17 protein-coding genes and 1 tRNA gene are annotated in these 21,940 nt (G+C 70.5%); 8 read left to right on the forward strand and 10 right to left on the reverse strand.

The genetic code is table 11. The annotated features are described in order from the left end of the window. Positions 1-231 precede the first annotated feature (231 nt). Entirely contained in the window at positions 232-1,914 is a 1,683-nt protein-coding gene (locus tag MFF22_RS04400; RefSeq protein WP_238247710.1) for a tyrosine-type recombinase/integrase, read from the reverse strand. Between the two features lie 89 nt (positions 1,915-2,003). Continuing rightward, positions 2,004-2,093, reverse strand: a tRNA-Ser gene (locus MFF22_RS04405). Positions 2,094-2,342: 249 nt separating this feature from the next. Here MFF22_RS04405 and MFF22_RS04410 point away from each other — a divergent pair. The 3 genes from MFF22_RS04410 (at position 2,343) to MFF22_RS04420 (ending at position 7,779) form a co-directional block, all read left to right on the forward strand. Next, complete coding sequence (locus MFF22_RS04410) at positions 2,343-4,607, forward strand: xanthine dehydrogenase family protein molybdopterin-binding subunit (protein ID WP_238247711.1); 2,265 nt, start codon at positions 2,343-2,345, stop codon at positions 4,605-4,607. Positions 4,608-4,982: 375 nt separating this feature from the next. Beyond that, positions 4,983-6,872, forward strand: a complete 1,890-nt coding sequence (mdoH, locus tag MFF22_RS04415; protein ID WP_238247712.1) for a glucans biosynthesis glucosyltransferase MdoH — start codon at positions 4,983-4,985, stop codon at positions 6,870-6,872. Between the two features lie 241 nt (positions 6,873-7,113). Then, positions 7,114-7,779 carry a L,D-transpeptidase gene (locus MFF22_RS04420; RefSeq protein ID WP_238247713.1) on the forward strand — a complete coding sequence of 222 codons (666 nt, stop codon included), beginning with the start codon at positions 7,114-7,116 and terminating at the stop codon, positions 7,777-7,779. A gap of 478 nt (positions 7,780-8,257) precedes the next feature. Here the strand turns inward: MFF22_RS04420 and deoA are convergent, their stop codons facing one another. From deoA to MFF22_RS04455, 7 genes are all read right to left on the reverse strand, one after another. Beyond that, positions 8,258-9,553, reverse strand: a complete 1,296-nt coding sequence (gene deoA, locus MFF22_RS04425; RefSeq protein WP_238247714.1) for a thymidine phosphorylase — start codon at positions 9,551-9,553, stop codon at positions 8,258-8,260. A 3-nt stretch (positions 9,554-9,556) separates the two neighbouring features. After that, a complete protein-coding gene (deoC, locus tag MFF22_RS04430) occupies positions 9,557-10,288 on the reverse strand; it encodes a deoxyribose-phosphate aldolase (protein ID WP_238247715.1) in 732 nt (243 codons plus the stop codon). After that, on the reverse strand, positions 10,285-11,103 hold the full coding sequence (locus MFF22_RS04435; RefSeq protein ID WP_238247716.1) for a purine-nucleoside phosphorylase: 819 nt from the start codon (positions 11,101-11,103) through the stop codon (positions 10,285-10,287). The genes deoC and MFF22_RS04435 overlap by 4 nt, the downstream gene beginning before the upstream one ends. Then, positions 11,100-11,525 carry a cytidine deaminase gene (gene cdd, locus MFF22_RS04440; protein ID WP_238247717.1) on the reverse strand — a complete coding sequence of 142 codons (426 nt, stop codon included), beginning with the start codon at positions 11,523-11,525 and terminating at the stop codon, positions 11,100-11,102. The genes MFF22_RS04435 and cdd overlap by 4 nt, the downstream gene beginning before the upstream one ends. A 114-nt stretch (positions 11,526-11,639) precedes the next feature. Then, positions 11,640-12,386, reverse strand: coding sequence for an anti-sigma factor family protein (locus MFF22_RS04445; protein WP_238247718.1), 747 nt, complete (start codon positions 12,384-12,386; stop codon positions 11,640-11,642). A 79-nt stretch (positions 12,387-12,465) separates the two neighbouring features. Continuing rightward, on the reverse strand, positions 12,466-13,062 hold the full coding sequence (locus MFF22_RS04450; protein ID WP_238247719.1) for a sigma-70 family RNA polymerase sigma factor: 597 nt from the start codon (positions 13,060-13,062) through the stop codon (positions 12,466-12,468). Between the two features lie 38 nt (positions 13,063-13,100). Beyond that, positions 13,101-14,225 carry a patatin-like phospholipase family protein gene (locus MFF22_RS04455; RefSeq protein ID WP_238247720.1) on the reverse strand — a complete coding sequence of 375 codons (1,125 nt, stop codon included), beginning with the start codon at positions 14,223-14,225 and terminating at the stop codon, positions 13,101-13,103. Between the two features lie 243 nt (positions 14,226-14,468). Here MFF22_RS04455 and MFF22_RS04460 point away from each other — a divergent pair, with 243 nt between their 5' ends. Further along, the gene (locus MFF22_RS04460) at positions 14,469-15,632 is read left to right on the forward strand and encodes an iron-containing alcohol dehydrogenase (RefSeq protein ID WP_238247721.1); all 1,164 of its coding nucleotides are present in this window, start codon (positions 14,469-14,471) and stop codon (positions 15,630-15,632) included. Positions 15,633-15,765: 133 nt separating this feature from the next. Here the strand turns inward: MFF22_RS04460 and MFF22_RS04465 are convergent, their stop codons facing one another. After that, positions 15,766-17,007, reverse strand: a complete 1,242-nt coding sequence (locus tag MFF22_RS04465) for an ABC transporter substrate-binding protein (protein ID WP_238247722.1) — start codon at positions 17,005-17,007, stop codon at positions 15,766-15,768. A gap of 257 nt (positions 17,008-17,264) precedes the next feature. Between MFF22_RS04465 and cpaB the strand changes: the two genes are divergently transcribed. The 4 genes from cpaB to MFF22_RS04485 all read left to right on the forward strand — a co-directional run bounded on the left by cpaB (position 17,265) and on the right by MFF22_RS04485 (position 21,929). Then, a complete protein-coding gene (cpaB, locus tag MFF22_RS04470; protein ID WP_238247723.1) occupies positions 17,265-18,074 on the forward strand; it encodes a Flp pilus assembly protein CpaB in 810 nt (269 codons plus the stop codon). Positions 18,075-18,094: 20 nt separating this feature from the next. Next, positions 18,095-19,672, forward strand: a complete 1,578-nt coding sequence (locus tag MFF22_RS04475) for a type II and III secretion system protein family protein (RefSeq protein WP_238247724.1) — start codon at positions 18,095-18,097, stop codon at positions 19,670-19,672. Positions 19,673-19,739: 67 nt separating this feature from the next. Next, on the forward strand, positions 19,740-20,495 hold the full coding sequence (locus MFF22_RS04480; protein ID WP_238247725.1) for a CpaD family pilus assembly protein: 756 nt from the start codon (positions 19,740-19,742) through the stop codon (positions 20,493-20,495). Positions 20,496-20,678: 183 nt separating this feature from the next. Then, positions 20,679-21,929, forward strand: a complete 1,251-nt coding sequence (locus MFF22_RS04485) for a CpaE/TadZ family protein (protein ID WP_238247726.1) — start codon at positions 20,679-20,681, stop codon at positions 21,927-21,929. Positions 21,930-21,940 lie beyond the last annotated feature (11 nt).

Below are 21,940 nucleotides of genomic sequence, written 5' to 3' on the forward strand. Positions count from 1 at the left end.
TTCAGGCACAGATTCTCAACAATCTGTAAAAATTTTTACGTCCCGTCGGAAATGAGAGACAGGTTGATGGGGCACAGCAGCGGCGAAGCTAGCGAACTTTACGGCGAGGACTACTGGATTTCGACCCTGGCTCCACAGATCAGTAAACTGCCTGTGCTCTAACCCCTTAATGTTGTACCCCTCCGGTTTTGGCTGAGAATCCTGGCGCCCCAGCCAGACCACTAGCAATTTCTAATCTAGTCCACGCGGCACAGGCAGTTTACTGATCTGTGGAGCCAGGGTCGAAATCCAGTAGTCCTCGCCGTAAAGTTCGCTAGCTTCGCCGCTGCTGTGCCCCATCAACCTGTCTCTCATTTCCGACGGGACGTAAAAATTTTTACAGATTGTTGAGAATCTGTGCCTGAAGGAATGGCTAGGACTGATGCGTGGATCTGTTATTTCTAATTTATCCCGCACCCATCGGCTGATTACCTTAGTAGCATTGCCTCCGCGAATGCCAAAGCGATCCGGGGTCGCATCAGAGAATACATCTCTATGCTTGCATGCCTCAACGAATTCGATAAAACCTTCTTCAATTAGTCTGGGATGGATAGGTATTATTCTTTTCGAGCTATGGTTCTTGAGCCTCTTTTTGACTTTATCAAGATCGGGCGCCTGACGTTCGGCGTTCCTGACATCTTGCTCGGTCGTCATCCGGAGATAGTGGATGCCATTGGACGATACGATGTCGGATCGCTCCAGCTGACAGATCTCCGATATACGGGCGCCAGTGAAGCAGGCGATCCACGGAACCCAACGTCGGTAGCCACTATAGTCCCGTGCAGCGACGAGAATACGCGTGGCTTCCTCTTCGGTGTAATCACGCTTTGTGGACCGTCGCTGCCCTTTCACGGCAGGACGAGGCTGTTTCAGACCGGAGAACGGATTGATCGGGCATTTCCCGTTCGCCACGGCCCATCCGTAGATCGCTTTAGCCGCATGGAGATCATTGGAGACACTCTTCACAGAGCGTTCACCGAGAGAGGCGATCTTCCAATCCGATGCATCCGACAGGGTCGCCCGATGGAAGGCGACACCACGCTCCGCCAGGAAGGCGGTCCACCGGCGGATTTTGCTCGAGAAGGTGTAGAACGTTTTATCCGTCGGCTTTTGGTCGTTTCTCCACCACCCGAGAATCTCTTCAGGAGTCGGTACATCCGCCCTCCCGGGAGCCGACCGAGAATTGCGCTCCGGGCTTCGAGAAAGATCACTCGACGGAAGAGCCGGAGTCGGTCGAGTGAGCCCCCTCTGTCGATCTCGGATGATAGTCATCACCTCGATCTCGGCTTCGACGAATGCGATATAGAGGCGTCGATCCGCGGGTGATCCAAATTCGATGTTCAATCCTGCATCGCCGACAGTCCTCATCGCATCGATGTCGAAATGAGTGGCGCCACAATCGCCGCGCGCGTTCGCGTCGCGTAGTTCAGCCTCTCTCACCGCGATGGCCTGCCCGAGGGCGTCGAACGCTTCGCGGCTCAGCGCATCAGTACCGCGTCGCTGAGCCTCATCTGCAGCGAGTTTCCGATGGCGAAAGGTTTCGACCAAGCCCTGTATGGCCACGTCGTCGAGTTCCGAAATTTTCGGCTTGGCACTAAGCGTCAACCGACACGTGGCCATACGGAATAGAGCGTCAGCTTCGCCATCCAGTCGGCGAGCTCGGCTTCGCGCCTCATCCTCATCGCGGGTTGCGAGGCTGACCCAGAATTCCCGGCCGGCCCGACTGCCCTTGAGCGAGACGGAAGCGCTCTCGTCGAAGATACCTGGCCCCGCCGTTCCAAGCACGGCCGGCATGGCGGCACGCAGCGCTTCCGGGATGGTGCGACGAAAATAGAAGATGCCGCGACGCTGAACCAAGCCCACCATCTGCCTCATGGCTTCGTAGCACTCCTTCGTAGCAGGAGCGCGCTTAGAAGCCCACGATATCAGAAAGATACCGTCATTGCAGTGGGTTAGGGGGTAACTGGCGGAGAGGGGGGGATTCGAACCCCCGATGGGCTTGCACCCATGCCGCATTTCGAGTGCGGTGCATTCAACCGCTCTGCCACCTCTCCAGCCCGGCCCCGTGGGAGGCATCGGGATGCCGCCGCGTGGGTCGTGCGCCACCGAAAAGGAAGGCCGGGCACGGGGCACGACCGTCGATCTCTGCGGATACGCGCTCATAGTCGCCCCGCGCGCGGAGGGCAAGGGCTTGGTGCCGCGGGGATCGGTCCTGAAGGGCTTTGCGCCGCAGGGGGGCGATGGCGGGGAGCCCCGCGGGAGCCCGGGCGGTTTCCCGTCGGCGCAAGGCAGCGGAGGATGAGATGGGTGCATTGCTTGGAACACCCCTCAGCCGGGTCGAGGGGGCGGCCAAGGTCACCGGTACGGCCATCTACGCCTCCGATCCACCCCTTCCCGGGGCCGAGGGCGGCCCGGCTCAGGCTGCCCTCGTCACCAGCGCCATCGCCCGGGGGCGGATCACCGGTTTCGATCTCTCCGCGGCCCAGCGCGTGCCGGGTCTCCTCGCCGTGTTCACCCATCGCGATTTCGCCGGGGCGGTCGCGCCCGTGCCGCACCTGATGGCCGGCGGCTATGTCAACAGTGGGCACCGGCCCCTCGAGTCCGATGAGATCGCCTATGCCGGTCAGATCGTCGCCCTCGTGGTCGCCGAGACCACCGAAGCCGCGGACGAGGCCGCCGCCGCGGTGAGGGTCGCCTACGAGGCAGCGCCCGCCGCCGCCGGTTTCGATTCGCCTGGCGCCGAGACCGTCAAGCTGAAGGACCTCAAAGCCCACCACGAGGACATCCGAACCGGCAATGCCGAGGCCGCGCTGGCGGCCTCCGCCCACCGAATCGAGGCGCGGTACGAGACGCCGACGCAGCACCACAACCCCATCGAGCTGTTCACCACCCGCTGCGCCTGGGACGGGGACCGGCTCACGGTCCACGAGCCGACACGCTACGTCGGCGCCGTGCAGCACGGGCTCGCGGCGCAACTCGGGCTCGATCCGGCGAAGGTCCGGGTGGTCTCGGGCCTGCTCGGCGGCCATTTCGGATCGAAGTTCGCCCTGTCCCAGCACACCGCCCTGGTGGCCCTGGCCGCCCGCCGCCTGGAGCGGCCGGTCTCCCTCGTCCCCACCCGGCGGCAATGCTTCACCATTGCCAACTATCGGCCGGAATCGCGCCACGCCATCCATCTCGGCGCCGACGGCGATGGCCGCCTCACCGCCCTAGTGCACGAGGCCGAGGTGGTGACCTCTCGCTTCGACGCCTTCGCCATGGAGGGGGCGGATGTTACCGCGAGCCTCTATGCCTGCCCCGCCATTCGCACCGAGGAGCGGGCGGTGCGGGTGGACCGCAACACCCCCGGGCCCATGCGGGCGCCGCCGGAGGTGCCCTATCTCTTCGCCCTGGAGAGCGCCATCGACGAGATGGCGTGGAAGCTCGGCCTCGACCCGATCGAGTTGCGCCGCCGCAACGACACGGCGAAAGACCCCGTCAGCGGCAAGCCGTTCTCGTCCCGCCCGCTCATGGCCTGCTTCGATGCCGGGGCGAAGGCCTTCGGCTGGGCGCGCCGGGTGCCGCGCCCCGGGGCGCTCCGCGACGGGCCCTGGCAGATCGGCCTCGGCTGCGCCGCCTCGGTGCGGCCGGTGAAGATCGCCGCCGCCACCATGCGGGTGCGCCTCGCCGCCGACGGGTCGGCCGAGATCGCCACCGCCCACCACGAGATCGGCAACGGCATCACCACCCTGCTCGCCATGGGCGCCGCCGACTGGCTCGGCGTCGCGGTCGACAAGGTGCAGGTCCGCCTCGGCGACACCGCCCTTCCGCCGGCCGGGATCTCCGGCGGATCCAGCACCACGACCTGCCTCATGAACGCCCTCGCCCTCGGCTGCCGGCAGGTGTCCCGCCGCCTCGCCGATGCGGCAACCGCCCCCGGAGCGCCCCTCGCCGGGCGGCCGCCCGAAAGCCTGCGCCTGACGTCCGGGACCCTCGCCGGCCCCGACGGCCCGGGGCTGCCCCTGGCCGAGGCCGTGCGCCTCGTCGATCCGCAGGCCGTGGAGATTCTCGCCGAATTCGCGCCCCAGGGCGGCAAGCCGGACGCCCTCGACGCCCTGCGCAAGGGCCATATCGGCCTCACCCTCCCCGACGACGCCTTGTCCTGGGCCTTCGGCGCACAATTCGCTGAGGTGCATGTCCATGCGCAAACCGGGGAGATCCGGGTCCCGCGTCTCACCGGGGCCTTCGCGGCGGGCTGGGTGCTCAATCCCCTCACCGCCCTCAGCCAGTTGAAGGGCGGGATGATCTGGGGCCTCGGCTCGGCCCTACTGGAGGAGACGGTGCGGGACGGGCCGACCTATCGCAACCCCGACCTCGCGGAGTACCTCGTGCCCACCTGCGCCGACGTGGGCACGATCGAAGCGCTCATCGTGCCCGACCCCGACGAGAGGGTGAACCCGCTCGGGCTGAAGGGGCTCGGGGAACTCGGCGTCATCGGGGTCAACGCCGCCATCGCCAACGCCGTCTACCACGCCACCAGCCATCGTCGGCGGAGCCTGCCGATCCGCGTCGAGGACATGATCGCCTGAGGCGCGGACCGGACTCGCCCTGCGCCGCGTGGCCCTCCCCTCTCCCCGTCTTGCGGGGAGAGGGGGAGTGTGCGCAGCACACCAATTCCCCGCGCTGCGGACACGACAGGGAAACCCCCGCGTCGAAACATCCCGCCCCAACGGCAGCTTGCGCCGTCGTTCTGTCCTTATTCAGGACGATGCTGCTACCCAAAGTTCTACCGACCGCCCGGTGCGAGACCTCGCACGCATCGCGGTGGCGGCATGGGGGGATCGATCGGTCGGCTTCCGGCGTCGCCGGGGGTGCGAAGTCCTCGCCCTGCGCCGACGGTTCCTGTCCCAGGCGCCCGCCCGGCCGGCGCGCCGTATGCCCGCCACGGTCGAGTACCCGCGCCCATGTTCCACCGCGCCCCCTCTCACCGCGACCCGCAGACCGCGCCGGCGCCGCTCCTGCGCGAAGCGTGGCACGGGGCACCGCGGGCTCTCCTGTTCCGGCGCTTCGCCCTGGCCGGACCGAGCCTTGCCCTCACCGCCGCCATAGTGTGGCTCGCGGCGCGAAGCTATCCCGCGCACGACGCCCTGGCCCTGGCGGTGCTGGTGGCCTTCTCCCTCGTGATGGGCTGGCAGGCCTTCACGGCCTGGCAATACGCCTACGGGTTCGTCGCCGGCCTGCTCGGGGATCGGACGAAATCCGCCCTGGAACTCGCCTCCGAGGCCCCGGCCTCGCCGCCGCGGGGCGAGGGGCGGACCGCGGCCATCGTGGCGATCCATGCGGAGGACGCCGTAGCGGTGTTCGCGCGGCTTCGTGTGATGGCCCGGTCCCTGGCCCGGGAAGGCACGCAGGACATCGATATCTTCGTGCTGTCCGACACGCGGGACGGGGCCATCGCCGCGGTGGAGGAGCACGAATTCGCCCGCATCCAGGCCTGGGCGGAGGCGGATCCGGCCCTGCCGCGCATCCGCTACCGGCGTCGGCGGGAGAATATCGGCCGGAAGGCCGGCAACGTCGCCGAGTTCTGCGAGAGCCACGGACGCGACTACGCCTTCATGATCGTCCTGGACGCCGACAGCCTGATGACCGGCGCGGCGATGACCCGCCTCGTGCGGCTGATGCAGGCGAGCCCGCGGACCGGCCTGATCCAGACCGTCTCCTACGCCGCCGGGCGCGACACCCTGTTCGCGCGGGTGCAGCAATTCGCGGTGCGTCTCTACGCGCCCCTGGCGCTGCGCTGCCTGGAGACTTGGCAGGGGCCGGAGGGGAGCTACTGGGGCCATAACGCGATCCTGCGGATCGAGGCCTTCGCCGCCCATGCCGGCCTGCCGGTCCTGCCCGGGCGGGCGCCCCTCGGGGGCGAGATCCTGTGCCACGACATCGTGGAGGGGGCGCTGATGGTGCGCGCCGGCTGGGAGGTGCGCCTCCTGCCGGAATTCGGCGGCACCTGGGAGGAGATGCCCACGAACCTCATCGATCTCCTCGGCCGCGAACGCCGCTGGAGCCAAGGCAACCTGCAGCACCTGCGCGTGCTGCCGTGGAAGGGCCTCGCGGCATCGAGCCGCTGGCATATCGTGGTAGGCATCCTCTCCTACGGGATCCTGCCCCTGTGGATCGCCTTCCTCGGCTTCGGCGCGTGGCAGGCCGCCCGCAGCGGCGACCTCGGCTTGCTGGCCTACGGGCTTGGCGGGACCGGACCGGCCGCCCATGCCCTGGCGGCCCTCAGCATCGCCGCGCTGGCGGCGCCGAAGCTCCTGAGCCTCGCCCACGTCCTCTTGTCCCGCCAGCGCCGGGCGGCCTTCGGCGGCACCGGCCGGCTGCTGGCCAGCGCCGCCCTGGAACAGGCGGTGTGGGTGTTCCTGTGGCCGGTGATGACCCTGTTCACGGCGGGCGCCGTGGCGGCGACCTTTCTCGGCCGGGTGGTGCGGTGGGAGACCCAGGACCGGGACGACCGGCGGGTCTCCTGGGCCGAGGCGTTCCGGCTCCAGGCCGATGCCGTGGTGGTCGGCGCGCTGATGCTGCTCGGCCTAACCTGGGCCGGCAACCTGTGGCTCGGCCTGTGGCTCGCACCCGTAGCGCTCGCCCTGCTCACGAGTCCGGCCCAGAGCGTCTGGACGAGCCGGTCGGACCTTGGACGGGCTGCCCGGTCCTGGGGCCTCTTCCTGACCTCGGACGACACGGCCCAGGCACAGGAACTGGCCGAACTCGCCCAGATCCGCGGCGTGCCGGCCTCGCCCGCCCGCCCGGCCGCCCGGGAGCCCGCTGTGTGGATCCCCGCCGCCGACGAGGTGTGAGAGGTTTCCCGCGCGCACCTCACGCACAAAACAGTTCTTGCCACGGTTGCAGCGGGTTTATGGCCAAGCTGCCACACTGTTGCCACGACATCACGGCGGCAGCGGAACAACAACCGAAGCGGGTTTCAGGCTTGGCTTTGGGGCGGGAGCGTTTAGGCCTTGGTGAGGATCGGCACGGCATCGTGTCCGCCAGCGTCCCTGCGTCGTCCGCCTATTCCGCGCCTGCCTTCGTGAGGCCTTGATGCGTCGTTTCCTTCCCGCCCTCGCCGGTCTCGCCGGCGCGGCCGTTCTCGCCGTGCCCGCCTTCGCCTACGAGATCGATCCTCTCACCCGCCAACCCATCGACAACGTGCTGACCGTGCGCGTTCGGCCCCAGGCCATCGAGCCCGTGGCCGTGCCGGTGGTCAACGCCTCCCTGACCACCGCCGACCCGCTCTCGCAGAACGCCGCCGTCCCGCAGATGTCGGCGATCCCGCGTGAGACGGTGGCCTATGACGGCCCGTACGGCGCCGGCACCATTGTGGTCTCCACCGCCGAGCGGCGCCTGTACTACGTCCTCGGCAACGGGCAGGCCCTGCGCTACGGCGTCGGCGTCGGCCGTCCGGGCTTCACCTGGGGCGGCGTCCAGACGATCACCATGAAGCGCGAGTGGCCGGATTGGCGCCCGCCGGCCGAGATGATCCGCCGTCGGCCCGACCTGCCGCGCTACATGAAGGGCGGGGTCGAGAACCCGCTGGGCGCCCGCGCCATGTACCTCGGCGGCACCATGTACCGGATCCACGGCTCCAACGAGCCGGAGACCATCGGCACCGCCGTCTCCTCGGGCTGCATCCGCATGACCAACGAGGACGTCATGGACCTCTACACCCACGCCAAGGTGGGCACGAAGGTCATCGTCCAGCGCTGAACGCGCTGGGATGAGGTGTTCTGTTCGGGGCCGGCGGCGACGCCGGCCCTTTTTCGTTGAGGCGGCCCGTTCTCTCCTCTCCCCGCCTCACGGCGACTGCTGCGAGAGTGATCCCACCCCCATCCTCATCCTGAGGCGCCCGCCTCGGCGGGCCTCGAAGGAGGGCTCCAGGTCCCGCGCGATCCCTGGAGCCCTCCTTCGAGGCTGCTTCGCAGCACCTCAGGATGAGGGGGATGGATGGGAGAGGCGGCCGACCACCGCCCTCTTTCGTGGACTGCAGTCGTTCACCCCTCTTCCCGCCCTGCGGGGATCGCTGCGAGAGTGATCCCACCCCCATCCTCATCCTGAGGTGCCCGCCTCGGCGGGCCTCGAAGGAGGGCTCCAGGTCCCGCGCGATCCCTGGAGCCCTCCTTCGAGGCTGCTTCGCAGCACCTCAGGATGAGGGGGATGGATGGGACAGGTGTGGAAAAGGCGCGGGTCAGTCCCCGACGCGTTCGATCACCGCCGGCCGCTCCCCGGGGGGCTCGCCCATCCGGTAGGCGGCGCGAAGGGCGGCCTCGGCCCGGTCGGCGGCGTCTTCGTCGGCAGCGTGGACGATGCCGATGAGGCCTGTCGCGTCCCCCGGCCGGGCGAGGTCCGTGAGGCCGACCGCCGGGTCGATGCCGTCCTGCGGGCGGGTGCGCCCGCCGCCGAGGCCGATCACCGCGAGACCCAGATCCCGGGTCGCCACCGCGGCGACCGTCCCGGCCGCCTCGACCCGGCGCCGGACGGGCGCGGCGGGCAGGGAGGCCGCCGGCCGCTCCAACAGGTCCGCGGGGCCGCCGAGGGCCGCGACCATCCGGGCGAAGCGCTCCGCCGCCCGGCCGGAGGCCAGGGCCTCCTCGAGCCGGGCCATCGCCTCCTCCCGGGTTCCGGCGAGCTTCCCCAGCACCAGCATCTCCGCCCCCAGCGCCAGGGTGACGGCGTGGAAGCGGGGCTCCCGGCGGGTGACGGTCAGGTAGTCGAGGGCGTAGGCGACCTCGACCGCGTTGCCGGCGGCGGAGGCCAGCGGCGCGTCCATGTCGGTGATGAGCGCCACGGTGGGCAGGCCGGCGCCGACGGCGACCGAGACGATGCTCCCGGCAAGGGCCCGCGCCTCGGGTAGCCCGGCCATGAAGGCGCCGGAGCCCTGCTTCACGTCCATGACGAGGCCGCCGAGCCCGGCCGCGAGCTTCTTCGAGAGGATCGAGGCGGTGATCAGGTCGAGGGATTCGACCGTGCCGGTCACGTCGCGGATGGCGTAGAGGCGCTTGTCCGCGGGGGCCATCCGGTCCGTCTGGCCGATGATGGCGCAGCCCACCTCGGCCACCACCCGCCGGAACAGGTCGGGATCGGGGGCGACCTCGTAGCCCGGAATGCTCGCGAGCTTGTCGAGGGTGCCGCCGGTATGGCCGAGGCCCCGGCCGGAGATCATCGGCACGTAGCCGCCACAGGCCGCCACCATCGGCGCCAGGGCGAGGCTCACCGCATCCCCGACGCCCCCCGTCGAGTGTTTGTCGAGGACCGGCCCGGGGAGATCCCAGGCGAGCACCGTGCCGGATTCGGTCATCGCCCGGGTCAGGGCCACCCGCTCCGGCACCGACAGGCCGCGGAAGAACACGGCCATGGCGAAGGCCGCGGCCTGCCCCTCGGTCACGCTGCCGTCGGTGAGGCCGGCGACGAACTCGGCGATGGCCGCCCCTTCGAGGGTGCCGCCGTCGCGCTTGGTGCGGATCGTCTCCTGCGGCAGGCGCATGCCTCAGCCCTCCCGCGCCCGGACGAGCACGTCGAACAGGCTGCTCGCGCCGAGGCGGAAGGTCGCCGGCCGGGCCCAGGCTGGGCCCATGGCCCGGTCGGCCAGGGCGAGGTAGGCGGCGGCATCCTCGACGGTCCGCAGGCCGCCGGAGATCTTCACCCCGGCCGGACGCCCGGAGGCCCGCACCGCATCGAGGAGGATCCGGGCGGCCTCCGGCGTCGCCGAGACCGGGCTCTTGCCCGTGGAGGTCTTGAGGAAGTCGGCCCCGGCCGCCAGCGCAAGGTCGGCGGCGGCGCGGATGGCGTCCGGATGGCGCAACTCCCCGGTCTCGAGGATGACCTTGAGGAGGGTGTCGGGACAGGTCTCGCGCACGGCCTCGACCACGTCCCGGGCCGCCGCCTCGTCGCCCCGCTGGAAGGCGCGATAGGGCAGGACGAGGTCGATCTCCCCTGCCCCGTCGCGGCACGCCTCGGCGGCGTCGTCCGCGGCGCGGGCCGCATCCTCCCCGCCCGCGGGAAAATTGATCACCGTGGCGATGCGCACTCCGCTGCCCGCCAGAATCTGGGCGCCCCGTGCGACGAACGAGGGCCAGACGCAGATGGCGGCCACGCCCCCGGCGCGGGCGTTGCGGCACAGGGCATCGACCTTCGTGTCCGTGCAGGTGTCGGTCAGGTCCGTGAGGTCGAGGAGCGCGAGGGCCCGGTCGGCGACGGCACGGGATTCGTCGGCGGTCATGGGGCGTCTCCCGGATCCGGCAGGGCGGCGGCAAAGGCGTGCACGAGCCGCGTGAGGTCGCCGGCCGCGGCGGCGGCCACCGCCTTGGTCTCGGCATGGTGGGGGGCCCCGCCGGCGATCCCCGCCGCGAGGTTCGTCACCGCCGAGACGGCGGCCACGGGCAGGCCGAGGAAGCGGGCGAGGATGGTTTCCGGCACCGTGGACATGCCCACGAGGTCGGCGCCGAGGATCCCGGCCATCCGGACCTCGGCGGGGGTCTCGAAGCTCGGGCCGGAGAACCACGCGTAGATCCCCTCCGCGAGGTCGATGCCCGTGGCCCGGGCCGCCCCGGCGAGGCGGGCGCGCAGGCGGGGATCGTAGGCGTCGGTCATCGGCACGAAACGGGCGTCGCTCGCCTCGCCGATCAGGGGGTTGAGGCCCGACAGGTTGATGTGGTCCGTGAGCATGGCGAGGCGGCCAGGCCCCACCTCCGGCCGCAGGGAGCCGGCGGCATTGGTGAGGAGCAAACAGCGCGCCCCGAGGTCCCGGGCGCAGGTGAGGGGCACCCGCATCGCTGCCGGGTCGCCCGCCTCGTAGGCATGGGCACGGCCTTCGAAGACCAGGACCGGCCGCCCGGCGATCCGGCCCCGGTGCAGCCTTCCGCGATGGCCGCTGACGCCCGCCCCCGGAAATCCGGGGATTTCCGCGTAGTCGAGCCCCTCGGCGGCGTCGAGGCCGGCGGCGAGGGCCCCGAGGCCAGTCCCCACTACGACGGCGCAGGCATAAGGCCCGGTGAACCCGGCCTCCCGCAGGCCCCTCAGAGCCGCGCCGCTCACGGCTCGCCCCCGAGGGTCTCAGGCCCAAATGAGGCCGGGAGCAGGGTTTCCAGGGTGTGGCAGGCGAGCGGGCCGCCGGGACCGGCGGCATGGACCGGCACGTCCGGCCCGGCAAATTCACGGATGCGCTGACGGCAGGCGCCGCAGGGGGTGACGGGCACGGCCCCATCCGCACAGACGAGGATCGCCGCGATCCGCCGGCCGCCGGCCGCGATCATGGCGGCGATGGCCCCCGCCTCGGCGCAGGTCCCCACCGGGTAGGCCGCGTTCTCGACGTTGCAACCGGAATGGATGGCGCCCCGCTCGTCGCGGAGTGCGGCCCCGACGGTGAAGCGCGAATACGGGGCGTAGGCTCGCCCCCGGGCGGCCAGCGCCGCCTCGAACAGGGCGCCGAGCCCGTCGTCTTCCGATCCCGCCCGCATGCCGCCTGTTTCGCACCAAGCGGGCCGCCCTGTCGAGATCGACCTCGCCGATCCGGGGTCCGGCAGGCGGCTTCGGCTGGACGGGGGGAGGCCCGCCCCGCCCCGTCCGCGCCGTCACCCTCCGAGCAGGCTCGCCGCGCGCTGGAGCACCGCGTCACCCTGCGGCCCGCTGACCGCGTAGGCGTTGCCCCCCGACGTCCAGGTGAAGACGCGCCCCCCGGCGGTGTCGCCGAGCATCGCCGGGCCGGATCGCCCGTCGGACCGGGTGGCGAAGAGCGACACTTCGCCCAGGTTCTCGGCCTCGAAGGACACCTCGATGCCCGTGCCGTGGCGGGACGGGAAGACCTCCAGGTCGCGCACCCGCCAGCCCGCCGGCAGCGGGGGCAACTCGACGCCCGTGGCTTGCTGGAGGCGGTTCCGGTCGTAGGAGGCCGCGTCCGCCGCCGTCACCGTGCGGAGCTGCGCCACGGCGCGGGCTTGGCGGGCATCCTCGACGAGGCTCGCATCCACGGTGGAGGCGAGAGTGTCCGGAACGCCGAAGCGGCCGATCTCGTCATGGGCGAGCCAGCCGGCGCCGACCAGCACCGCGATGGCGGCGGCCCGCTTCATCCGCGAGGCGACCCGGCTCCAACGCAGGGAGCGGTCGAGGCGCCGGGCCAGGGCGACGTTACGGTCGGGTCCCGGCCCGAGGCGCTCGCGGAAGCTGGCGCGCAGGGCATCCCTGTCGTGGAAATCGGCCATGACCCGGGCGGCGGCCTGGGGATGCGCGGCGAGGTGGGCCTCCACCTCGAGCCGGCGCATGGGGTCGATCTGCCCATCGACGAAGGCGATGAGATCGCTGTCTGTGATCGGATCGGTCATCGGTGAAGTCCTCAAGGCTGCCGGCGTCCCGTCTGGTGTGACGGCTTGGCCGGGACGGGGCGGCTCCGGCGCCGTCGGATCAGGATTCGCCCGCGGCCCGCCGGGGGGCGCCGTTGCCGGCGACGAGGCGCAGGGGCGGCCGGTCTCCGCGGGCGGGGTCCGGCGTCTCCTTCGGATCCCGGACGAGCCGCGCCCCCTCCTCGAAGGCGCGCAGGGCCGCGCGTCCCCGGCCGAGGCGGGACATCAGCGTGCCGATGGGGATGCCGAGCACCGCCGCGGCATCCGCATAGGCCATGCCCTCGATGGTCACCAAGTGGAGGGCGGCGCGCTGTTCCTCGGGCAGTGTGGCGAAGGCCTCCCGGATCTGGGCGAGGCGTACCTGACCCTCCTGGGCGGGCGGGGTCGTCTCCTCATGGAGGCGCACGAGGGCGTCGGCGTGCCGCACCTCGACCTGCCGGCGGCGCTGCTCGTCGATGAAGACGTTGTGCAGCACCGTCATCATCCACGTGCGCAGGTTGGTGTTGGGGCGCAGGGTCCCCTTCGCCTCCAGCGCCCGGACCAGGGTGTCGTGGACGAGGTCGTCGGCCTTCAGGGAATCCCGCGTGAGGGCGCGGGCATAGCGCCGGAGGGGAACCAGCAGGTCGACGATGTCCGGAAGGGCGTTCTTGTCGGGCATATGGGGTGAACGCCCCGGCTCGGGGATTAATCCCGCCCCTATTGATACGCCTGCCGTAGGTCGATGCTGCATTCCTTCCCGACCTGCCCATAATGCGTGTCGAGCCACGCCCGGGCGGCGGCGCGGCCCTTGTCGCGCAGGCGCAGGAACACCTTCCAGCGGGCATCGAGCTTGGAGGCGGCGTTGTAGTCCTCCAGGGCGTCGGTGCCGTCGATGCGGTGGAGCAGCACCGGCTCGAACCCGGTCTTGCCCAGGGTCCCCTCCTCGATCAGCCCATCGAGGAAGTCGATGGCGCGCAGTTCGCGCATGAGGTTGGCGTTGAAGGTGATCTCGTTCAAACGGTCGCGGATCTCGGCCTCCGTGCGCGGGGTCTCCCGGCGCTCGACGGGGTTGATCTGCACCAGCAGGATGTCCCGGGTTCGCGCGCCCCGGTAGAGGGGATAGATCGGCGGATTGCCGAGATAGCCCCCGTCCCAATAGGGCACGCCTTCGATCTCCACCGCCTGGAACACCGTCGGCAGGCAGGCGGAGGCCATGAGGTGATCGACGGTGAGCGCGTCCCGCTCGAACACCGCGAGCTTGCCCGTCCAGACATTGGTGGCCGACACGAACAGGCCCGCGGTCGGCGCGTCGCGCAGGCGGTCGAAATCCACCTGCCTCGCCAGGGCCTTGCGCAGCGGGTTGATGTTGAGCGGGTTCGAGACGTAGGGGCTCGGCGTCAGGGCCTTGGCCCAGAACTCGGCCACGGGGTTGCCCTTCCACAGGCTGAGCAGGCCGGAGACGACGCCCCGCTGGGTCGGCCCGAGGTCGCCGTCCAGGCTGACCTCCCGCCAGAATTGCTCGAGCCCTTCGCGGGCGCCGTCCGGTCCGCCCTTCAGCCACCCGTCCACCATCACGACGGCATTCATCGCCCCCGCGCTGGCCCCGGTCAGGGCTTCGAAGGCGAGGCGCCCGTCCTCGATCAGCGCGTCGAGGACGCCCCAGGTGAAGGAGCCGTGCGCGCCGCCGCCCTGCAGGGCCAGCGCGACCGGCTTCTCGGCCCGGGGGCCCGCCAGCGTGTGGCCCGCGAACCGGGAGGAATCGGGCTCCACCATGTCCGGGGAGCGTTCGGGAATGACGGTGCTGGGGTTGTGCGGCTGGTCGCCGTGGGGATGCGCGCCCATGTCGGCCTCCTTGTTTCGACTCGCGTCAGGTCAGTTCGGCAAGATCGGGATGAAGCACGGCCGTCGCAACGGCCGTTTTTTGCAATGCAGCAATCCCCCCCGAAACGCGCGGCCGCGCCTTCAGGTTCGCCGCGAGCCTCGGGCGGTCCTGTCAGCGCCCCCTGTTTCCCACGGCCCGCACGGCGCCTAAGGATGGGTCCGAAAGGTCCCGCGGAGCCGGGCCACCCGGATGGAGGAGAAACCATGGTCGCCTCGATCGCCCTGCCCCGGCTGATGCGCATCGGCGCCGGCGCGTCCCGTCTCCTGCCGGAGGTGCTCGGGCAGCTCGGCCTGTCCCGCCCCCTCGTCGTCACCGACCCCTTCCTCGCCGGCAGCGGCGCGGTGGGGACCCTGACCGAGCGCCTCTCCGCGGGCGGCATCTCCGCGCGGACCTTCGCCGACACGGTGCCCGATCCGACGGTGGCCTCCGTCGAGGCGGCCCTGGCGGCGCTCCAGGCGGGAGACCACGACTGCGTCGTCGGCTTCGGCGGTGGCAGCCCCATGGACACCGCCAAGGCCGTGGCGGTGCTGGCCCGCCACGGCGGTCCGATGCGCCGCTACAAGGCCCCCCATCTGCAGGACGAGGCCGGACTGCCGGTCATCGCCATCCCGACCACCGCCGGCACCGGCTCGGAGGCGACGCGCTTCACCATCGTCACCGACGAATCCAGTGACGAGAAGATGCTTTGCATCGGCCTCGCCTACCTGCCCGTGGCGGCCCTGGTGGATTACGAGCTGACCCTCACCAAGCCCAAGCGCCTCACGGCGGATACGGGCATCGACGCCCTCACCCACGCCATCGAGGCCTATGTCTCCCGGCGCTCCAACCTGTTCTCGGACGGGCTCGCCCTCCAGGCGATGAGGCTGATCGCCCCGAACCTCCGCCGGGTCTGGACCGATCCCGGCGACCGGGCCGCCCGCGAGGCGATGATGCTCGGGGCGACCCAGGCCGGCATCGCCTTCTCGAACAGCTCCGTCGCCCTGGTCCACGGGATGAGCCGGCCGATCGGCGCGCATTTCCATGTGGCGCATGGCCTGTCGAACGCCATGCTGCTGCCGGCGGTCACCGCCTACTCGGCCTCCGGCGCCATCGACCGGTACGCGACCTGCGCCCGGGCCATGGGCGTGGCCAAGGCCGGGACCGGCGACGAGGCGGCGGTGGAGGCCCTGGTGGCGGAACTGCGCGCCCTGAACGACGATCTCGACGTGCCGAGCCCGCAGGAATACGGCCTCGACGCCGCACGGTGGGAGGCCCTGATCCCCACCATGGCCCAGCAGGCGCTGGCCTCCGGCTCGCCGGGCAACAACCCGCGCGTGCCGGGAGCCGAGGAGATCGCGGTGCTGTACCGGGAGGTCTGGGCCGGGTAGCGGTGAGGCGGGCGCCCCGCCGGAACCGTGTTTCCAATCTCTGATCGCAGAAAGCCCGGGTCCCCCTCTCCCCGCAAGACGGGGAGAGGGGATGACCATCCTGCGCCCGGGTGCGGGCTTTTGGTTGCCGTCCCTACTTCCCCGCCACCAGCGGACAGCCGCTCTCGGCTTCCGTCGCGTAGGCTTCCTTGCCGGGGATGGTGGAGACCAACTTGTAGAGATCCCACTCGCCCTTCGAATCGGCGGGCTTCTTGATCTCGAACAGGTACATGTCGTGCACCATCAGCCCCGTCTGCTGGACGTGGCCGTTATGGGAAAACACGTCGTCCACCGGCAGGGATTTCAACTTGGCGTTGACTGCATCGGTCTCGTCCGTGCCGGCTGCCTTGACCGCCTTGAGGTAGGAAAGCACCGCCGAATATGTGCCCGTCTGGATCATGTTCGGCATCCGGCCGGTGCGCTTCATGAACCGCTGGCCGAAGGCGCGGGTCTCGTCGTTGAGATCCCAGTACCAGCCCTCCGTCAGGGTCAGGCCCTGCGCCGCCTTGATGCCGAGGCCGTGGACCTCGGACAGGGTGAACAGCAGCGCGGCGAGCTTCTGGCCGCCGTCGGTGATGCCGTACTCGGCCGCCTGCTTGATGGAGTTCGAGGTATCGAGGCCGGCATTGGCCAGCCCGATCACCTGCGCCTTCGAGCCCTGCGCCTGGAGCAGGAACGACGAGAAGTCCTGGCTCGACAGGGGATGACGCACGGAGCCGACCACCGAGCCGCCATTGGCCTTCACCACCGCAGAGGTGTCGTTCTCCAGGGCCGTGCCGAAGGCATAGTCGGCCGTGAGGAAGAACCACGTCTTGCCCCCCGCCCGGGTCAGGGCCCCGCCGGTGCCGACGGCCAGCGCGTGGGTGTCGTAGGCCCAGTGGTAGCCGTAGGGGGTGCAGGCCTTGCCGGTGAGGTCGCTGGACGCGGCCCCCGTGGTGATGGTGATCTTCTTCTTTTCCTTCGACAGGCCCTGGACGGCCAGCGCCACCGAGGAGGTGGTGAGCTCCATGATGGCATCGACCCCATCGCGGTCGTACCATTGCCGGGCGATTCCCGATGCGATGTCCGGCTTGTTCTGGTGGTCGGCCGAGACGATCTCGATCGGCACGCCGCCGACCTTCCCGCCCATGTCCTCGACGGCCATCTTTGCCGCCTCGATCGAGCCGACCCCGCCGAACTCGGCATAGAGGCCGGATTGATCGTTGAGGATGCCGATCCGCACCACGTTGCCGGAGAAGGCCCCCTGTGCGGGGGCCTGTGCCGCGGCGGGGCCCGAACCGAGCACCGTTCCCGCGAGGGCGGCCGCGAGCGCCGCGCCGCCGATTGCCTTCACCATGCGTCCCATCCCGTCGTCGTGATTCCCCGGCCTGCTGACGGGCCGGGTCGACCGCGAGGGTAGGACAAGCGCGAAGGCTGCGCCACGGCGGGGACCGCGCAACGGTGACGGTTTGCACCTCCCCTCGCGCCATTTTCGGAAAGCCACGCGCAGCGTCCGGTGAGGGAGATTTAACCATGTTTACACCAATCGGGCGCAACCTCCGGTCCATCCGCCGATCCGGCGCTCCGTAATATCCAGGTCCGACCGGAAGCCCGATGAAACCCGCCCGCCTCGCCGTCCTCGGCATCGCCCTCCTCGCGGGCAGCGGGGCGGCCTACCTCATGGGCGGAAGCCCCCCGCCTCCGCCGCCGACGGAGAAGGTCGTGCAGGCACCGCCCCCGCCCACGACGGACGTGCTGGTGGCGGCGGCGGACGAGCCGATGGGGCAGGTGCTCCAGGCCGCGGACCTGCGCTGGCAGCCCTGGCCCGATTCGGCCCTCTCCCCCGGCTTCGTCACCCGCAAGACGAACCCTCAGGCGTTGGAAACCACGATCGGCGCGACTGTCCGGTCCGCCTTCCTGGCAGGCGAGCCGATCCGCGCCCAGAAGCTGGTGCGCCCGGAGAGCGGCTTCATGGCCGCGATCCTGCCCTCCGGCATGCGGGCCGTGGCCATCGTCACCGACAGCCGGGGCACCAATTCCGCCGGCGGCTTCATCCTGCCCAACGACCGGGTGGACGTGATCCGCACCTACCGCGACGACGCCGCCTCCAAGGCCGCCGGCTCCGACGTTCAGATGTCGCAGACCATCCTGCGCGACATCCGGGTGCTGGCCGTGGGCCAGCTCATCCAGGAGAAGAACGGCACCAACGTCGTCACGGGGGAGACGGCGACGCTGGCCCTGACCCCCGCCCAGGCGGAGACGGTGACGCTCGCCCAGAAGATCGGCTCGCTCTCCCTGTCCCTGCGCAGCCTCGCCGATGCGGGCCATACCGCCGATGCCGATGCGCCCGCCACCGAGCAGGCCGCCATCGACCGGGGGCTAACCGTGGTCCGCTTCGGCATCGCCCAGCAGCACACGCCGTGAGCGCCATGAAAGACCGCGCCATGAACCTTCGCGCAGCCTCCCTCCGCGCCACCCCCCTCCGGGCCGCCGCCCGGCCGCGCCGCCTCGGCGCCCTGGCGCTCGCCGCCCTGACCGCCCTGCCCGCCGGGCCGGCCTCAGCGCAGCTGCGCGGATCGCAGGACCGCGGGTCCATCGGGCCGGCGCCGGTGGTCACCGTGGGCGCCACGGAGGCGAATACCAGCCGCCGGGTGGAACTCACCGCCGGTCGCTCGATCATCGTGGACCTGCCGCGGGACGCCAAGGAAGTGTTCGTGGCCAACCCCGCCGTGGCCAACGCGGTGGTCCGCTCGACCCGCAAGGTCTTCGTCATTGGCATGGCCGACGGTGCCACCACCATCTTCATCATGGATGCGGAGGGCCGGCAGATCGCCGCCCTCGACGTCACGGTGGCCCGTGACCTCAACCTCACCACCCTGCGCGACCTGCTGGTGCAGAGCATCCCGGCGGGGCGGTTCGACGTGCGCTCGTCCGGCGCCTCGGTGCTCCTGTCGGGCTCGGTGAACTCTTCGGCCGAGGCGCAGCAGGCCATCGACATCTCCAACGCCTTCGTCGGGCTCGGCGGCGGCGGGGCGACGGGCGGGGGTTCCACCGGCGGCGTCGCGGCCGGCGTGCGCGGTGCGGTGATCAACAACCTCACGATCCGCAACAAGGATCAGGTGATGCTCCGCGTCACCGTGATGGAGGTCTCGCGCAACGTCATCAAGCAGTTCGGCGTGAACCTCAACGGCAACTGGTCGGCGATCAATCCCCTCGGCAACATCGCCGATCCCACCCTGACCGGCCTGTCCAACCCCACGGCCTTCCCGATCACCGGCGGCAGCACGGGCAGCGGCCAGTTCCAGGCCTCGGCGCGGGGGGCGGGCTTCTCCCTCACCGCGACCCTGAAGGCCCTGGAGCAGGCCGGCGTCTCGCGCATCCTGGCCGAGCCGACCCTCACCGCCATCTCCGGCGAGGCGGCGAAGTTCCTGGCGGGCGGCGAGTTCCCTGTCCCGTCCTCGGCGGCCTGCACCACCGGCTCCTGCACCCCGGGTATCGAGTTCAAGCAATACGGCGTGGCCCTGTCGTTCACCCCCGTGGTGCTGGCCGACAACCGCATCTCGATCCGCGTCGCCACCGACGTGACCGAGATCGATCCGCAGCAGAGCTTCAATTACACGTTCGGCTCGGCCTCGGTCTCCGTGCCCGGCACCCGGGTCCGCCGCTCCGAGACGACGGTGGAACTGCCCTCCGGCGGCGTGATGATGACCGCGGGCCTGATCCAGCAGGTCAACAAGCAGGCGCTGACCGGCCTGCCGGGCCTGATCAACCTGCCGATCCTCGGCGCCCTGTTCCGCTCCCGCGACTACCAGCGCCAGGAGACGGAGCTGATGATCATGGTCACCCCCTACATCGCCAAGCCCATGGAACCGCGCCAGGCCACGAGGCCCGACGACAACTTCGTCGACACGTCCGACTCGCAGGCCATCCTGCTCGGCCAGTTCAACCGCCTCTACGGCAAGGCCGGCGCGCAGCCGCTGGCCCCGACCTACCGCGGCCGCGTCGGCTTCATCGTCGAGTAGCCCGTGATCCACCCGTGATCCGCCCTTGCCCTTCCCCCCAGAGCGGCCGCCGCCGCCGAGGATGCCGATGACCGGACGCCCGCCGCCCGCCCCCTCGCCGGCCCCATCCCGCGCCGGGATGCGCCTGCTCTCCGCCTGCCTCCTCGCGGCCCTGGCCGGCGCCTGCAAGGGCGATCCCCCGGTCACCGGGGCGATCGGCACCAGCGACTACCGGGCCCGCCACCCGATCGTCCTCACGGATGCGGGCCGCAGCCTCGACATCTTCCCCACCGGCCCCGGCCACCTCGATCCGCGGCAGGCGGACGACGTCGATGCGTTCATGCTCGAATACCGGCGCTTCGGCCGGGGGGGCGTGCTCATGGAGGTGCCCCGCGGCCTGCCCCCGGCCCGGGCGGCGGCCACCGCGCGCACCGCCGGCCTCGTCCTGCAGCGGGCGGGGCAGGACGGCGTCGGGCGCAGCGACATCGTCGCGAGCCCCTACGCCGTCGCCGCCCCCGACCTCGCAGCGCCGATCCGCCTGAGCTTCACCCGGATGCAGGCCAAGGTGGCTGACGCCTGCGGGACCTGGCCCCAGGACCTGGGCGGCAGCGATTTCGCCTTCGACAACAGCAACCGCCCGGTGTGGAACTTCGGCTGCTCGACCCAGACGGCCGTCGCCGCCCAGGTCGCCGACCCGGTCGATCTCGTCCGCGGACGCCAGGAGGGCCGGATCGACGCCGTCAAGCGCATCCGCGACGTCGGCCAGCTGCGCGATGGCAAGGATCCGTCAACCCAGTGGCGCCAAGATGGGCAGACTTCCGTGAAGGCCCAGGTGGGCAACTAAACCGTCGTCCGCCGTATCGGGTACAGGTGCGTCGGGCGATGACGCGGAAAGACAGACGACCTTAAGCGCCTTCTGTCATCCCTCGGGGATGGAGGACGCATCCAGGGCCGCCCGACGACCATGTCCCGCCGGGGTCGTCCGATCCCGGCGAAACCGATGCGTGTTCAACCCGAGAGTCCTGTGATGGCGGAGCAGAGCGAGGCAGCCGAGCGGGTGATCGCCCCGGTGCCCCGGATCACGATCCAGGCGTTCTGCGAGGTGTCCGAGACGGCCGCCATGATCGAGGCGGCCGCCGAGGACAGGCGCATGCAGCGCGCCCGGGTGAAGGTCCGCATGGGCGGCGGCGCGGCGGCCATCGAGGCGTTCCGCCAAGCGCCGACCCCCAACGTGATCGTCATCGAAGTGCAGGGCTCCCGCTCCAAGCCGCTGGAATGCCTGGATGCCCTGGCCGAGGTCTGCGACGAGGGCACCCGCGTTCTGGTGATCGGCCACCTGAACGACGTGACGCTCTACCGCCAGCTCCTCCAGCGGGGGGTCTCCGACTACCTGATGGCGCCGGTCGATCCGCTGACGCTGATCGCCGCGATCTCCGAGATGTTCACCGCGGCGGGGGTGAAGCCCATCGGCCGCTCCATCGCCGTGTTCGGCGTCCGGGGCGGGATCGGCGCCTCGACCGTGTCCCACAATCTCGCGTGGTCCATCGCCCGGGGCCAGGGCGTTCCGACCGTGATCGCCGATCTCGACATCGCCTTCGGCACCGCGTCCCTCAACTTCAACCAGGACCCGCCGCAGGGTATCGCCGAGGCGGTCTTCGCCCCCGAGCGCCTGGACGCCGCCCTGGTGGAGCGCCTGCTCTCGAAGTGCAGCGACAACCTCAGCCTGCTCTCGGCCCCGGCCAGCCTCGACCGGACGATCGACCTCTCCGAGCCGGCCTTCGACGTGCTCATCGAGCACCTGCGGGCGAGCGTGCCTTGCCTCGTCCTCGACGTGCCGCACCAGTGGAACGCCTGGACGAAGCGGGTTCTGTCAGCCGCCGACGAGATTTTCGTCGTGGCCGGGCCGGACCTCGCCAGCCTGCGCAACGCCAAGAACCTCCTCGGCGCCCTCAAGAACGGCCGTCCCAACGATGCCCCCCCGCGGGTGATCCTGAACGGCAGCGGCATGGCCAAGCGGCCGGAGATCGGCGCGGTCGAATTCGGCAAGGCCCTCGACGCGCCGCTGGCGGCGACCATCCCCTTCGACCCGGTCCTGTTCGGCACCGCCGCCAATAACGGCCAGATGATCGCCGAAGTGCAGCCGGGCTCGAAGGTCGCGGAGCTGTTCGCCGACCTCGCCGCCAGCGCCATCGGCCGGACCGAGGGGCGGCGGAAGACCAGTTCCAGCCTGTTCGAGCCGCTGCTCGCGCGCTTCGCCCCCCGCCGCAAGGCCTCGTGATGCGGGTCCGT

Origin of the sequence: Methylobacterium persicinum (assembly GCF_022179525.1) — a bacterium.
GTDB lineage: Bacteria > Pseudomonadota > Alphaproteobacteria > Rhizobiales > Beijerinckiaceae > Methylobacterium > Methylobacterium persicinum.